Below are 14,483 nucleotides of genomic sequence, written 5' to 3' on the forward strand. Positions count from 1 at the left end.
CCGTTCACTCGTGTGCCCCGTCAGTGCTCAGCGGCCCCGGTCCGCGTACTGCTGCGGCACGACCACCAGGAACGCGTCCTGTTCCAGGTCCATCACGACCTCGGCCGCGACACCCTCGCCCCGGCGGGCCGCCGCGAACTCCTCGGCCGGCCAGCTGCCCCGCGGGCCTCCTGCGGGGAACTGCTCAAGCACGGTGCGAAGCACGGTCCACCCCCTGTCGTTCCTTCTGCTGTCCGCTCCAACGACGTCCGGCCCGTCCCCGTTACGGCTCCGTGGGCGCCGCTCCCCGTGCCCCGGGCCGCCCGCGACGGCCGCCCGTGATTGCGCTCGTGCAACGGCATCGCCTCAAACGGGTTTTCGCGGGAGGGTGTTGCGGGCAAGCCACAGGGGGCTACGGAAGAGGGGGAACCGTGATCGTCTGGATCAACGGTCGGGTCGACAAAGAGCCTGCTCGGCGGCCTACCTGCTTCTATTCGCTCCGAAACTTAGCCCTACTCAGCTTTAGCTAGCCGTAGTCAGCCTTGATTGGGAAGATCTTTCTCCCATCCGTCTCCCATGGGAGACGGATGGGAGAGGGCTGCGATGGAGTCCCAGATCCGGGACCATTCGGTCAACCACGGGGCGCCGTGAGCTATCGCCGCCGAGGGGACTCGGGCCCGCCGGGCTACCCCAGGGGGCCGCCGCCATCCGGCTCCCGGCCGCCGGTCAGATGCTTGCCCGCCGGGCGTGCGCCCGGCGGGCAAGCAAGGTGAAGTCCCATGCATGGCCGGGTCCGGGGCCGGGCCCGTGGTCCGTCGGCGGCGGTAGACCTTCTGCCGGCAGGCGGCGTCGCAGTACGCATAATCCGCGCGCCCAGCAGAAACGGGCGTGCCGCAGGCGCCGCAGGGGCGGCCCGATCCCCAGCATCGGCTAAGCGTGCGCGTGCGGGATGTTTCGGCATACCCGGGAGCAGGTCACCCCCTCATCAGCACTTCCGTCCTGAGGACGACGGTCAGGCCGCACCCGGCGGCACACGCCTGGGGCGGGAGAGCAGCTGGGCCCGCAGGCGCTGGTCGCCATGCAGGCGGGCCGCGACGCGGATACCCGATCCTCGCCGACCACCTGCGTGACCAGCTGTACGTTCTGGTGCCGCCCGCCACCAGGCTGTCACTTGGTTGCGGGCTCCACGTCCGCGCGAGCCGCATCGACCTCGTTCCGCATCTGCCGCTCGATCACCTCGACGGGCTCAGCGAGCCATTCGGCAACCTCGTCAACGGCGGCTTTCTCCTCAAGCCACTGGACCAATGGTCGGGTCGCCCGGGGGTGAGATCCCCCCGGGCGACCCGACCACTGTGATTGCATCGCCCCGCCGAACTATCGCCCCGCCGAACTGTTCGGCGGGGCAGCGTTACTACGCTCCTGGTGACCGTGAGTGGTCGCCAGGAGCGTAGTAACGCCAGGCCGGGTCGTTGATCCAGGCTGTCTGGGGTATTGCGGGTGGTTGGGGACGGCGGCCGAAGCGTTCGGGGTGACGAGTGTATGCCTGGGCGAGGACCTGCTCACAGGTCAGGTCCTCGAGGACGAGCTCCTGCTTCTGGTCGTCGCCGTCGACCGGGTCGGGCGCGGCGAGCGGACGCGGCGCGGGCAGCACGACCGGCGCCATCGGCGCGGCCGGGACGTCGTCGGCCGGCTGCGCGGCGGCTGCTGCGGCGCGGGCTGCCTTCGCTTCGGCCTGCCGGGCGCGGTACTGCTCCCACTCGTACGCCTTCGCCCATGCCCTGGCCGTCACGGTCTCGTGCAGTTGCTGCTCGGTGGCCGCCCGCCGCTCGGTTCGACGGCATCGTTGTTCCATGCCCCGCCGGATCGGGCTTGGCTCCGGATAGCCGTCCAGAGGACCGTAGCTACGGCGGGGACACTGTGGCGCAGGTGTTCAGTTGGTCGTGGTGAGGTTCTTCTCCAGCGCGGTGATGTAGTTGGGCAGGTGGTGGTCTTTGATGGCGTCGGTCTCGGGGGCGAACAGGTCGGCGCCCAGGCCCTTGGCCCGGTCCTGCAGCATCGCGACCATGGGCATGGCCTGGTGGAGCCGGCCGCTGGCGTCGAAGTAGCGCAGCGCGTCAACGTGGGTGTAGGCGGGCTCGGGCGGGAGGTGCGGAACGATGTCGTTGTTGTTGACGAAGCGGTAGCAGCGGTTGGTGAACGCCTTGTTGTGCGCGCCGGCGAGCAGCCGGTCGCAGGTGCGGGGCTGGCCGAAGGTGTAGACGCCGTCCGCGAGCAGCCGCGGCTCCTCGAAGTAGAGGCGGGCGCCGGCCAGCATCGCCAGCGCCGCGCCGAGGCTGTGGCCGGTGAACCAGACGCTCTGCCCCTGGGTACGTAGTTCCAGGACGGTGTCGCGGACCTGCGGGTAGACGGATTGCAGGGCCTGGTGGAAGCCGTAGTGGACGAAGCCTTTGTTCCCCGGTCCCAGAACGGGCGGTGTGTCGACGTCGGTGAGCCAGTCACGGATCTTGGCGACCTCGGTGCCCCGGAAGCCCGTGATGATCATGCGGTCGCTGGCCATGACGTATGCCTGGGTGTCCTCGATCGGGAACGGCATCTTGTGCGTCGACTCGAAGTACCGCATCTCGTCGAATCCCCATGCGCGGGCCTGGGCCTCGATGCCGTCCCGGTCCAGCGAGGCCAGTCCGGCCGCCCTGCCCATCCAATAGGCATGCGTGGGGCTGTAGCCGGTCGTCGAATGGTCCAGGTCGGGAATAGTCATCGGTGTCCTTCGCGAAAGTCGGCTGCGGTCGCCCAGCAACCTAGCTCTGCGGCTGAACACCGGGGGTCGGCCGCGCCTGCGACCACCCGAACGGACGCAACACCGCCGGGGCGGGTCGGGCGGCTTGCGGATCGCCGTCCGATTTTCGAGCTGCGCGAGCGGCTCGCCACCACCGCAGCCCAGCTGGCCGGTCCGGACCAGTCACCGCCGCTGATCGAGGTCTGGTTGTCGCTCTTCTTACCCCTGGGCGCCCGTGACTTCGCGTACAGCACCACCGCCGCCAACTTCGGCCCATCCTTCAGCCCGGCGATCGACGGGTCCGCCAGCAGCGCCTGGACCGTGGCAAGCAGCCGCATCCTCCGACCAAGGCGCAGCGGATCGTCGTCGCTGTTGGCCCCGCTCACGTGCGAAGTGACCGCGAGGCCAACCCAGAGAATGCCGTCCTGTCAGGGCACCCCTCCCGACCGTACGGTCAACCGTCCCTGACTGCGTGGTCACGTTGGTGGGATGTTGATCGGTTGAGGGCGCGTCAGGGCGTGGTAGGGGTCGGGCGGGGGCCTGGGTCACGCGGCGGTGGGCAGGGCGGTAGCACCGGTGATCTGGTTCCAGATGGCGAAGCGGATGGTCATCTCGGCTCGGTGGTCGGGGGCGGTCATGTGGTGGCGGTCGGGTCGGAAGTGGGGTGAGATCCCGGTGAACGCGGACAGGAACCGCTGCGCCCCGCCAATGCTGCTTTCATCGGCCCTGTTCTCGTATAGCTGCCGCCAGGTGGCGAGTAACGCTGAGTGACTACACGGGGCTGCGGTCGCGCTGCTGGAGGGCGGCGAAGTCGGCTTGGGCCGCTTCTGTGGCCTCGGGGTACGCCTGCTGTTTCTCGTGCTCGGCCAGCGCCCGGTAGATGCTGGCCACGCTGGGGTTGTGTCCCTTGCGTTTACCGGTGGGGATGATCAGGGCGGGCTGGATCTGCTCGACGGACTCGCCGTTCGCCTTGCGCCGCAGCACGGTGTGCAGCATGTCGTCGGTGATGACCGGGGGCCGGCCGCCGTACTTGCCCTTGCGGGCCGCGGTCTCCAGCCCTTCCAGCATCGACTCACGGATGGCCTCTCGCTCGGTCTCGGCCATCGCGGCGAAGAAGCCGAACAGCAGCTTTCCTGGTCCGGTGGGGTCGTAGATCCCGGCGAGGGGGCCGACGAGCATCTCCAGGACCAGGCCGTGCTCGGTCAGATGGTCGGCGAGGGCGGTCAGCTCTGCGGCGTCGCGACCCAGTCGCTTCATCTCGTTCACCGTGAAGATCACGCGGCAGTGAGGGGCGTGTGCCTTGATCTCCCGGGCGGTCTTCAGCGCCTCCTCGAAGGCGGGGCGGACCTTGATCCGGGTGCTGATCTTCTCGCTGAAGATCTTGTCCCTGCCGATGCCGTGCCTGGCGAGCGCGTCCAACTGCGAGTCGAGCTCCTGGCTGAGGTGCGAGCACCGGGCGTAACCGATCCGGATGTCCGCGCTCGGCAGGTCGGGGTCGACGGCCGCGGGCAGCGGCTTGCCGGGCCGCCACGGCTGCCCCGGACCCCGGGTGGCCGGGGTCGGCACCCGCAGCTCCTTCGCCAGCTTGGGCACCTTGGTGAAGCGGCCGGTGTGGTACGCGCTCGTGACCGCGCCGGAGCGCGAGCGGCACGGCGAGCCGGGGGCGGCCTTGCACTTGGGGCACGGATGGCGCTCGACGTGATCGGCTTCGGACTCTGGTTCGGGGGAAGATTCTTGAGGGTCCGTCATGACCCCGGATTTTCGCACAACGCAAGTCTCAGAACCCCACCCTTGCCGCTTTTGAGCGCGAACGGGTTCTGAGAGTCGATCCGTCTCTTGGTGATCTTCGTCCGGCTCTATTTGATCTTGCTCGGGCAAAAGGGTCGTTTCTGGGAATCGCAGGTAACAGCTGCAGACGGTGACACCGGTTTCTCCAATCCATTCTCAGTCGGTCGGGTGGCCAGCGATGTCGAACACCGAGTTGAGTTGGTGGAGTTCGTCGGCGGCTTTGATCTGACGGGGGTTGTTCAACCGGACGAGGGCATCGTGGGCCGTGGTCAGGGTCGTATGGGCTTCGTGGTGGCGGTTGAGGTGGCGCAGGACGATGCCGAGGTCGAGGCGGGCGGGTTCGCTCCAGGCGGGCATCTGTGCTGCCTCAAAGTGGGTGAGCGCGTAGCGCAGGGGTTCTTCGGCCTCGTTCCATCGGTGCAGGGCCGCGAGGTCGTTGCCGAGGTGCTGGCGGGTCACCGCCAGATAGAGGCCGATGAGTTCGGGTAACTGTCCGGGGACGCCGGCGCGGCAGATGGCTTCGCTGCGCCGGTGGACGGTCAGGGCTTCGTGGGGGCGGCCGACCTGGCGCAGGTGGTGGCCGAGGCTGTTGAGGACGGTGAGTTCGGCGAGGCGGCTGGGTACGCCGGTCTGCTGGCGGAGATGCTCGGTGGCTTCGTGCAGTCGGGTGATGGACTCCTCGGTGCGGCCGAGGCGGTGGAGGGCTCCGGCGGTGTAGCCCAGGGCCCAGCCGATCTGGAGCTGATCACCGCATTCGCGGGCCGCGGCCAGGGCGTGCTGGGCGGCGGTCAGGGCGGCGGTGTGGTCGTAGAGGCACATGTTGTAGGCCCAGGAGAGGTAATTGAGGTGGACGGCCTCGTCGCGCCTGCTGCCCAGGGCGCGGGCCGAGCCGACGGCGCACCGGAAGACCTGCGCCCACAGTTCCCAGTGCGGGGTGCGGTCGGAGAACCAGTGCATCGCCTGCGCGGTGTCGATCACCTGCTGGTGGTGGCCGGCGGTGTGGGCGCGGTGCAGGGCTGCGAGCCACTGGGGCCGCTCGGCCTCCAGCCAGATCCGGGCCCGGTCCCGGTCGGCGACCGCGGTGGCCGGGTCCGGCGGGGTTTCGGGGTGGGGTTCGGTGTCGAAGAGCCGGGCTGCGGCGGTGGCCCGGCGCAGTGCCCACCGGTCGGCCCGGTCCCGGGCGGCGGTGATGTGCGCGGGCTCGTCCTCTTCGGCGAGCTGTTCGGCGGCGAACAGGCGCAGGAGGTCGTGGAAGCGGTAGCGGTCGGCGGTGGGGTGTGGCTGGAGCAGTCCGGCGTCGGTGAGGTGCTGGGTGCATCGGGCGGCCTGGCGCAGGGGCAGGTCAGCGAGCAGGGCTGCGGTGGTGGGGCTGAAGTCGGGGCCGTCCGCGAGGCAGGCGCGGCGAAAGACGGTGCGTGCGGACGGGGGCAGCTGCTGGTAGGACAGGGCGAAGGCGGCCCGCACCCGCAGGGACCCGGCCTCGAGGTGGTCCAGGCGTGTTTCGTGTTCGGCGAGTTGGGCGACGAGTTTGGTGAGGGTCTCGCCGGGGCGGGAGGCCAGGCGTTGTGCGGCAATGCGCACGGCTAGGGGCAGGTGCCCGCACAGCTCCGCGAGGTCGCGGGAGGCCTGGCTCTCGCGGTGCACGCGGTCGGGGCCGATGACGCGGGTGAGGAGTTCGACCGCCTCCTCCCGGCGCAGCAGCGCCAGCTCGGTGCGGTGGACGGATTCGAGTCCGGCCAGAGAGCGTCGGCTGGTGACCAGGGTCAGGGAGGGGCCGTGGCCGGGCAGCAGGGGGCGGACCTGGCCCTCGTCGGCGGCATTGTCCAGCAGGAGCAGTACCCGGCGCTCGCGCAGCACCGAGCGCAGCAGGCCGGAACGGTCGTCGGTGGCGGCCGGGACGGCGGCCTCGGCCACGCCGAACGCGTGCAGGAGCCGGGCGAGCGCCTCGCGCGGCGCGGTGGGCTTGGGGTCCATGCCGCGCAGGTCGACAGCGAACTGCCCGTCGGGGAAACCGGGCGCCAGAACGTGGGAGGCGTGGACGGCGAAGGCAGTCTTCCCCAGCCCCGGCTGCCCGCACACCACCACCACGGCAGGATGCGCGGGATCACCCCGCTCCACCAGCACGCGCAGATCCTCCAGAGCACGCCCGCGCGCGGTGAAGTCACGGAGATCACGCGGCAGCGCCAGCGGATGCTCACCGATAGCCCCCGACCCCGGCCCCGTTCCGGCGGACGATTTGGGCCCCGTCCCGCCGACGGCGCGCGGACGACCCAACCGGGCGGCGTCCTCCAACTCCTGGCCCACGACGCCGTCCAGTCCCAACGCCGCCACCAAGGCCTCCACCGTGCGCAGCCGCGGCCCCCGCGCGCGCCCGCGCTCCATGTTCGACAACGCCCGCACACTGATCCCCGCCCGCTGCGCCAGCTGCTCCTGGCTGATGCCCGCTCCCGTGCGCAGTGCGTGCAGCCGCTCGCCGAACCCGTTGTCGCTCACAGCCGTGGTCCCCCTGGTCGGAGTGGTCCGGCCGGAACGGCGTACCTACCGGCAGCACTCACCGGTAGAAGTATGCGGGCCGCTTTAACTACCGGTCGAACTTCCTGGTCCACCGGGGCTGTATCGGGTTGAGTGAGGGGTGTCGGGCACGGTCCTGTGCGCTCTTCCGCAGACAAAAGATGCCAGCGCGCGGATCAGTATGTGCTGAAACGCGCCTCTCGTTGCGCACCGAGCCGCGCCGGTCACCCGATAGCGGACGTCTGGTTCGCCAGCGAACCCGGACCAGCTCGGTAACCCCATGAATGCCACAAGAAAAGGTCTTGCTGTGCCGCTTGCCGAAATTCTGCGCGCTCGAACGCGCATACCCGCCATATTGATGGCATTGGTCACTTTCATCAGCATCCTGACGGGCCTGTCGGCTCCCGAAGCCCACGCCGCCCAACCCAACCAGCACACCGTCGCGACGTACAACTCACAAGGCGCCAAATGGAACGATGTCAGAGCCGTCAGTAACGACAACGACATTGTCGCCGTCCAGGAAGCGGGCCCCGACCCGTCGGCCTACGGCATGACCTTGCTGCAGACGTACACCACTTCCGGCTACACCATCAACGAGTACCAGTGGGGCACACGCTACGTCTACTGGATGAGTCCGACGGGCAGCTGCCGGGTCAACCAGGCCACAGTCACCCATAGCAGGGCAAGCGGCCTCGGGGTCGCCCCGCCGGGCAGGACTGGCGGCCGGCCAGCCTTGGGGGTGTCGTTCGGCGACACAATGTATTACAACGTGCACGCGGGTGCCTGTGGCACGCAGAACGAAGCCCTGGAACTGCTCACCAACATCCGCAATCACGCGGCTACGTATGGCCACTTGTGGGCTGCCCTGGGCGACTTCAACCGCGACCCGGACTCCGGGGTCCACGCCTGGGCCGCCACCAACAACGCCTACGTCTACCACACCGGCCAGTCAACCCAGCAAAGCGGCGGCGAGCTCGACTACATGGTCTCAAACCTCAGCATGGCCAATTATGACGCGATAAGGAGAGACGGCCGCAGCTCTGATCACTATCCAATCTACTTTCGCACGCGGAACCTCGCTGCCGAAGACGTGGTTTCTCTGATCAGCGACAGCAACCACGACCAGTATCTCGGATTCGAGGGGGGGAGCAGCGCCAACGGCACCCGTGTCGTCGCGGAGAAGAACCTGACCAAGCGGAGCCAGTGGACCATGCGGCAGGCCCCCGGCGGCGGGAATAGCGAATACATCTTCGTCAACAATTCCACCGGCAACTGCATGGACCTTTACTACGGCACGCTGTCGAAGGCCGGCGATCTCGTCAGCGAGTACCCGTGCAAGGGGCTCCCCTCCCAGACCTTCAAAATCTACTACTGGGGCGAGGAGCCAGGCACCTGGAAGATCCAGAACAAGTACACCCAACTGTGCGTGGACACCATGGGCTCAGGAATTAGATACCTCGCACTGTGGGCCTGCACAAAGGGTGCCGTGAACCAGCACTTCTCGCCGAGATACATCTGAGCAGAACTCGCATCCCCACCGGTTCACAGGAACGGGCCACGGTCCATGACCGGACAAGACGCCTGGCCGGGACCTGACCGGGCGGGTGCACGAAGGAAGGACTTCCGGGCAGCTCGGCGATGCGAGTCACGCCGCGCTCCCGGAGGCCCGGTGGCCGCAGACCCTGCCCGCACTCAGCTGCCGACAGTGCACGCCGAGCACTTGAAGGCCGGCCCAGCTGCCTTGCTCAGGACTGTAAAACGTTCGGTGTAACTCCCGATCATGGAAGATGCATCGATGACCAGCGACAACGTGACCGAGATTGAGACCGCCGAGCCATCCGAGGCCGTGCTGCCGAAGTCTGTGGACGATCGGCTGATTGATGAACTGGTGGGCCGGGCTCAGGCCGAGGGCCTTCAGCTGACCGGCGAGGGAGGGCTGCTGCAGCAGCTGACCAAGCGGCTCCTGGAGTCCGCCCTCGAGGGCGAGATCACCGACCACCTCGGCTATGACAAGCACGATCCCGCCGGGAAGAACGGCGGGAACAGTCGCAACGGGACCCGTGGCAAAACCGTGCTGACCGACGTCGGCCCGGTCGAGATAGCCGTGCCCCGGGACCGCGAGGGTTCCTTCGAGCCGAAGATCGTCAAGAAGCGCCAGAAGCGCCAGAAGCGCCTGTCGGGCGTCGACGAGATGGTCATCTCGCTCGCCGCGAAGGGGTTGACGACCGGTGAGGTCCAGGCCCACCTGTCCGAGGTCTATGGCGCCGAGGTGTCCCGTCAGACGATCTCCACGATCACCGACAAGGTCCTCGAGGGCATGGCCGAATGGCAGAACCGGCCCCGCCAGGACTGGGACAAGATCGCGAAGGTCCTCAAGCCCGTCTACACCGCGGCGACCGAGGAAGCCGCACTCGAGCGGTTCGCGGAGTTCGCCGACGCGTGGGGCAAGAAGTGTCCGGCGATCGTCCGGCTCTGGGAGAACGCCTGGGAGGAATTCACTCCCTTCCTCCGCTTCGACACCGAGATCCGCAGCATCGTCTGCACCACGAACGCGATCGAGTCCGTGAACGCGCGGATCCGACGGGCGGTGAAAGCCCGCGGCCACTTCCCGAACGAACAGGCCGCCTTGAAGTGCGTCTACATGGCGATCATGTCGCTGGACCCGACCGGCAAGGGCCAGGCCCGCTGGGCCATGCGCTGGAAGACAGCCTTGAACGCCTTCGACATCACCTTCGACGGCCGACTCTCCGCAGCCCGCCAGTAACCCTCAACAACCCGAGTTACACCGCTCGTTTGACAGACCCGACTGACAGTGCATACCGGGCAGCTCATGGACTTGATGCAGCCACAGGGATGGCCGAAGTACATCCAAAGCGGTCCAGGATATGGGCACCGATACCGGTCACGCAGGCTGGCGGACACAACCCACCTCCCAACGTTATGACCGATCCCCGCACGCGACACCACCCCGGCCCGCACGCCCACCCGCAGGCCCGAGACCGTATCCGCGCCGCTTTCGCCGAAGCCGGGGTCACCGGCTGGCTGCACGCCGTGGACATCGATTCCGGCGCCCAGATCGACGCGGGAGCGGACCGGCTGGTCGTCACGGCCAGCGTCCACAAGCTCTGCCTGCTCGTCGCGCTCCACCAGCAGGCGGAGGCCGGGCGGCTGGTTCTGACCGAGCAGACCGAGTGCCCGCGGGACGGCCGTACGGCGGGGCCCACCGGTCTCGCCGCGATGCTCGACGCGGCCCGGGTCTCCCTGCGCGACGCGGCGTACCTGATGGTGGCCGTCAGCGACAACACGGCGGCCGACCTCCTGCTGGAACGCGTCGGCCTGGACGCCGTCAACGACAGCACACGGCGGCTGGGCCTCACCCGTACCCACGCCACCCAGACCTTCCGGGAGTTCCTCGCGACCATCAGGGAGGACGCCGGAAACGGCGGTCCGCAGGCCCTGGCCGACCCCCAGGTCGTCGCCCGCCTGCGCGCCGTGGACCCCGCGCGCACCAACCGCAGCACCCCGCGCGACATGACCCGCCTGCTCGGCGCGATCTGGCGCGACGAGGCATGCACCCCCGAGCACGGCGCCGCCATCCGCCGTCTGCTCGGCCTTCAGGTGTGGCCCCACCGCCTGGCGTCGGGCTTCCCCTTCGACGACGTACTGGTCGCCGGAAAGACCGGCAGCGCGCCCACCGTCCGCAACGAGGTCGGCGTCGTCGAGTACCCCGACGGGGGCCGCTACGCCGTCGCGGTCTTCACCCGCGCCGCCAGCCCCGCCGCCACCCTCCCGGCGGCCGACGCCGTCATCGGCACAGCGGCCCGCATCGCCGTGGACGCCCTGCGCACCCCCGGCCCGCGCGCCACCGGCCGGGGCACCATCGACTGAGGCCCCCATGCCACCGACGCCGACGACCGGGGCACCGTATGGGGAGCCGACGCCCCGCAGGCCGGAGGGACCGGACTGCGACGCCGGACCTACGACACGGGCCTACGACGCCGGACCGGCCGCGTCCAGCAGGGCGTCGAGCGCCGCCGCCACCTGTCGGCGGAGCTCCGGATCGGTGCTGATCCCGTCCGCGCCGACGGTGTTCCGGTCGAGCGCGCCCCGTACGCAGGCGGCGTCCACGATGGCCGCGCCGGTGTAGCCGAGCACGGTGCGGAGCGTCGCCGAGGCGCCCTCCCCGCGACCGGGCGCGGCGGCGTTCAGCCAGGCGGCGGGCTTGTCGCCGATCTCGGTGCCGCCGACGGTCCAGTCCAGCAGGTTCTTGAACGACCCGGGGAGCGTCCCCGCGTACTCCGGGGAGCAGATCAGCAGGGCGTCGGCGGCGGCGATCGCGGCCCGGAGTTCGGCCACCGGCTTCGGCAGCGGGTCGGTGTCGTCGTCGGGGTTGAAGTGCGGCAGATCCCCGAGTCCGTCGTAGAGGACGGTACGTACGGTGGCGGGCGCCACGTCCTGGGCGGTGCGCAGCACGGTCTCGTTGGAGGACCCGGCCCGCACGCTTCCGGACAGCAGGAGAATCACGCGTGGTGTTGGCATAACCGCTCAACTCCGAGCGGCACCGGACTGTTCCGCTCCGCCTCGACAGGTGCGTGCCGTCAGGGGGCCGCGCGAACGGCAGCGTGAGAGGCGGCCACCTCCCCGGACTGCGGGGTCCGCCGTCCGGCACGGTCCAGGCTCAGCCGGACCAGCATGACGACCAGCGCGGCGATGGCGAACCCGGCTCCGACCCACGGCAGCCGGCGGGCTCCCGCGGCGGACAGGACCCACCCGCCGGCCGCAGTGCCGAGGGTGATGCCGAGATTGGAGAAGGAGATGAAGAGGCTGTTGCCGAACTCGGGTGCGTCCCGTGCATCCCTGCCCAGCCAGCTCTGGGTGACGATGAGCCCGCCGGAGTGCACGGCTCCCCAGACCAGGACGCCCAGGACCATCGGGACGAACCGTGGCCCGATCGCGTACACGAGTACGTAGACCAGCAGGCAGAGGGCCGGATAGGCGAGGGCGGTGCGGACGAGGTTCCGCTGGAGCAGGCTGCCGAAGGCGAAGTTGCCGAGGATCATCATGATGCCGAACGCCATCAGCATGGCGCTGACCCAGGAGCCGTCCATGTCGGTGACCTGGCCCAGGTACTCGGCGAAGTAGCCGTAGACGGAGAACATCGCCGCGAAGATCAGGACGACGGACGTGATGGTCAGCCACATCCGGGGCTGCCTGAGCACGCTCAACTGGGCTCCGTACGAGACGCGTTGTCCGACCGGCAGGCTCGGGAGCAGGCGCAGGATGCCCAGGAACGCGATCAGATTGACGAGCGCGCCGAACCAGAACGCGGCAGGGAGCGAGAGGTGTTCGGCGAGGTACGAGGTCAGCGGCACCCCGAAGGCGAACCCGACGGTGACACCGGCGAAGACGGTCGTCGTCGCCCGGGTGGCGGCCTTCGCGTCCTCGCCGTCCTTCGTCACGACCATGCGCGCGGCCGTGGCCAGCGCGACCGAGAAGAACACCGGGTGGAAGACGGCAGGAATGATGCGGAAGGCGAGCATCACCTCGTACTGGGTGGTGAGCGCGTAGACGGCGTTGGAGAGGGCGAACACCGCGATCGAGGCGGCGAGGACCTTCTTGCGGTCGATCCCGGAGGCGAGCAGTGTGGTGAAGGGCCCGGTCACGGCGATCACCAGGGCGAACGCCCCGACGAGCCAGCCGGCGGTGGAGGGCGGGACGCCGAGTTCGGCGGAGAGCTGGGGGAGTACCCCGACGATGCCCATCTCGGTGGTGATGATCCCGAACACGCCCAGGGCGAGCACCAGGACGGCGGCGGAGGTTTTTCTCATGGTGATCTTTCTTTAAATCTAGAAAAGTAGATACGTTGAGTCATGGGTGCGCCGTGCGGGGCGCGGGGCTCAGCTCTCTGCGGTCACGCCTGGAGGACGGGGCGGCTACAGCTCGTCGCGCACATGGGCGGCGAACTCGGCGATCACCGGCTCGTTGCGGCGGTAGTACGTCCACTTGCCGACGCGCTCCGAGGTGAGGAGGCCCGCGTCCCTGAGGGTCTGGAGGTAGCCGGACACGACGGACTGCGCGAGCCCGGCCCGCTTCTGGATGTCACCCACGCATACGCCGATGTGGAAGCCCAGCCCCTGCTGCGTGTACGAGTCCTCGTCGAAGTACTTCTCGGGGTCGCGCAGCCACTGCATGAACTGCAGACGGGCGGGGTTGGCGAGGGCCTTGTGCACGGCCAGCGGGTCCATGGGGGCCTCTCTGTGAATCCTTGGGGGCTGCCTTCGGGCCTCTTGCCCTCCCGGGTACGCATCTAGCTTTCTGGATATGTAGGGGCAAGTCAAATCGCCGGCTCCGGCGACGGTGGCGGGCGGGTGCAGCGGGGGCGGGCCGCTGTGGGCCGCCGTCGGGGCAGAGGGCCTTCGCGGCCCGCGGTGGCTATCCCATGACCGCTCGGGCCGCGTCGAGAAAGGCCAGCCTGTTGTCCTCCAGGTGGTCGCGCAAGCTCTCTCCGTCGGGCAGGCCCTCCCACACGGTCCGGTTGAGGTCGAGGGAGTACGCGCGTGGGCGCTGTCACGTTGTTGGGTGTGTGAGTGCCTGATGGTGTGTCGGGTGTGGTGGGGTCGGGTTCCGGCTCCGTGCTCAGGCCGCGGCGGGCAGGTCGGCGACGCCGGTGACCTGGTCCCAGATGGCGAAGCGGGTGGTCATCTCGGTGCGGTATTCGGGGGCGGTCATCAGGTGGCGGCGTGGTCGGAAGTGGGGTGAGATGCCGCTGAACGCGGACAGGAACTGCTGGGCTCCGCCGACGCTACGGAAGCCTTTCATGGCGCGTTCGCGCTGCCGGGTGGGCTGGTGGCTGTTCTCGGCCCGGTTGTTGAGGCCCTTGTGGGCGCGGTGCTCGACGGAGGGCGTGACCTCGCGGTGGGCCGCGCCGTAGGAGCGGAGCTTGTCGGTGACGATCACCCTCGGCACCGAGCAGGTTCTCTTGAGCAGTTTGCGGAAGAAGCGCCGGGCCGCGGCCTTGTCCCGGCGGGACTGGACCAGGATGTCGAGCACGTTGCCGTCGGCGTCAACGGCCCGCCACAGGTACTTCTGCTCTCCGTTGATCTTCACGAAGACCTCGCCCAGGTGCCACTTGTCCCCGGGCCGGGGCCGCCTCCGGCGCAGGCCGTTGGCGTGGGCCTGCCCGAACTTCGCACACCAGCGGCGGACCGTCTCGTGGGAGACGACCACGCCACGCTCGAGCATCAACTCCTCGACCTCGCGGAACGACAGCGGGAAGCGGTGGTACAGCCACACACAGTGGGCAATGACCTCGACCGGGTACCGGTGCCCCTTGTACGACGGCGATGCGCTGTCCACGGACGCCCCCTCCCAGCATGACCAACCAGAAGATCATCCCACCCGGTCAGTCAACGTGACAGTGCCCAGCCGA

13 protein-coding genes and 1 pseudogene are annotated in these 14,483 nt (G+C 69.0%); 3 read left to right on the forward strand and 11 right to left on the reverse strand.

Going from position 1 to position 14,483, the window contains the following annotated elements; all coding sequences use genetic code 11:
• Positions 1-27: 27 nt before the first annotated feature.
• From OG322_RS35095 to OG322_RS35125, 7 genes and pseudogenes are all read right to left on the reverse strand, one after another.
• Positions 28-204 (reverse strand): hypothetical protein, encoded by a 177-nt coding sequence (locus OG322_RS35095; protein ID WP_207315030.1) that lies wholly within the window; start codon positions 202-204, stop codon positions 28-30.
• A 1,186-nt stretch (positions 205-1,390) separates the two neighbouring features.
• Positions 1,391-1,831 carry a hypothetical protein gene (locus OG322_RS35100; RefSeq protein WP_329307439.1) on the reverse strand — a complete coding sequence of 147 codons (441 nt, stop codon included), beginning with the start codon at positions 1,829-1,831 and terminating at the stop codon, positions 1,391-1,393.
• Between the two features lie 78 nt (positions 1,832-1,909).
• Positions 1,910-2,737, reverse strand: coding sequence for a lipase family protein (locus tag OG322_RS35105; RefSeq protein WP_266412765.1), 828 nt, complete (start codon positions 2,735-2,737; stop codon positions 1,910-1,912).
• Entirely contained in the window at positions 2,734-3,141 is a 408-nt protein-coding gene (locus OG322_RS35110; protein WP_329307440.1) for a hypothetical protein, read from the reverse strand. The genes OG322_RS35105 and OG322_RS35110 overlap by 4 nt, the downstream gene beginning before the upstream one ends.
• 159 nt (positions 3,142-3,300) lie before the next feature.
• Positions 3,301-3,468, reverse strand: a pseudogene (locus OG322_RS35115) (IS6 family transposase); the annotation flags it as partial.
• 58 nt (positions 3,469-3,526) lie between these two features.
• Positions 3,527-4,504, reverse strand: coding sequence for a recombinase family protein (locus tag OG322_RS35120; RefSeq protein WP_123467453.1), 978 nt, complete (start codon positions 4,502-4,504; stop codon positions 3,527-3,529).
• A gap of 195 nt (positions 4,505-4,699) precedes the next feature.
• Positions 4,700-7,036, reverse strand: a complete 2,337-nt coding sequence (locus tag OG322_RS35125; protein WP_329307441.1) for a helix-turn-helix domain-containing protein — start codon at positions 7,034-7,036, stop codon at positions 4,700-4,702.
• A 298-nt stretch (positions 7,037-7,334) separates the two neighbouring features.
• Between OG322_RS35125 and OG322_RS35130 the strand changes: the two genes are divergently transcribed.
• From OG322_RS35130 to OG322_RS35140, 3 genes are all read left to right on the forward strand, one after another.
• Entirely contained in the window at positions 7,335-8,573 is a 1,239-nt protein-coding gene (locus OG322_RS35130; protein ID WP_123467450.1) for an RICIN domain-containing protein, read from the forward strand.
• A gap of 276 nt (positions 8,574-8,849) precedes the next feature.
• Positions 8,850-9,818 carry a transposase gene (locus tag OG322_RS35135; RefSeq protein ID WP_443066572.1) on the forward strand — a complete coding sequence of 323 codons (969 nt, stop codon included), beginning with the start codon at positions 8,850-8,852 and terminating at the stop codon, positions 9,816-9,818.
• A gap of 176 nt (positions 9,819-9,994) precedes the next feature.
• Positions 9,995-10,942: a serine hydrolase gene (locus OG322_RS35140; RefSeq protein ID WP_329307443.1), complete on the forward strand. Its 948-nt coding sequence runs from the start codon at positions 9,995-9,997 to the stop codon at positions 10,940-10,942.
• A gap of 102 nt (positions 10,943-11,044) precedes the next feature.
• Here the strand turns inward: OG322_RS35140 and OG322_RS35145 are convergent, their stop codons facing one another.
• From OG322_RS35145 to OG322_RS35160, 4 genes are all read right to left on the reverse strand, one after another.
• Complete coding sequence (locus OG322_RS35145) at positions 11,045-11,593, reverse strand: NADPH-dependent FMN reductase (RefSeq protein WP_266412769.1); 549 nt, start codon at positions 11,591-11,593, stop codon at positions 11,045-11,047.
• 59 nt (positions 11,594-11,652) lie between these two features.
• The gene (locus tag OG322_RS35150; protein ID WP_123467448.1) at positions 11,653-12,882 is read right to left on the reverse strand and encodes an MFS transporter; all 1,230 of its coding nucleotides are present in this window, start codon (positions 12,880-12,882) and stop codon (positions 11,653-11,655) included.
• A 105-nt stretch (positions 12,883-12,987) separates the two neighbouring features.
• Complete coding sequence (locus OG322_RS35155; protein ID WP_073723648.1) at positions 12,988-13,299, reverse strand: ArsR/SmtB family transcription factor; 312 nt, start codon at positions 13,297-13,299, stop codon at positions 12,988-12,990.
• Positions 13,300-13,690: 391 nt separating this feature from the next.
• Positions 13,691-14,410, reverse strand: a complete 720-nt coding sequence (locus OG322_RS35160; protein ID WP_329307444.1) for an IS6 family transposase — start codon at positions 14,408-14,410, stop codon at positions 13,691-13,693.
• Positions 14,411-14,483 lie beyond the last annotated feature (73 nt).

It is taken from the genome of Streptomyces sp. NBC_01260, from assembly GCF_036226405.1.
In the GTDB taxonomy this organism is placed as follows: domain Bacteria; phylum Actinomycetota; class Actinomycetes; order Streptomycetales; family Streptomycetaceae; genus Streptomyces; species Streptomyces laculatispora.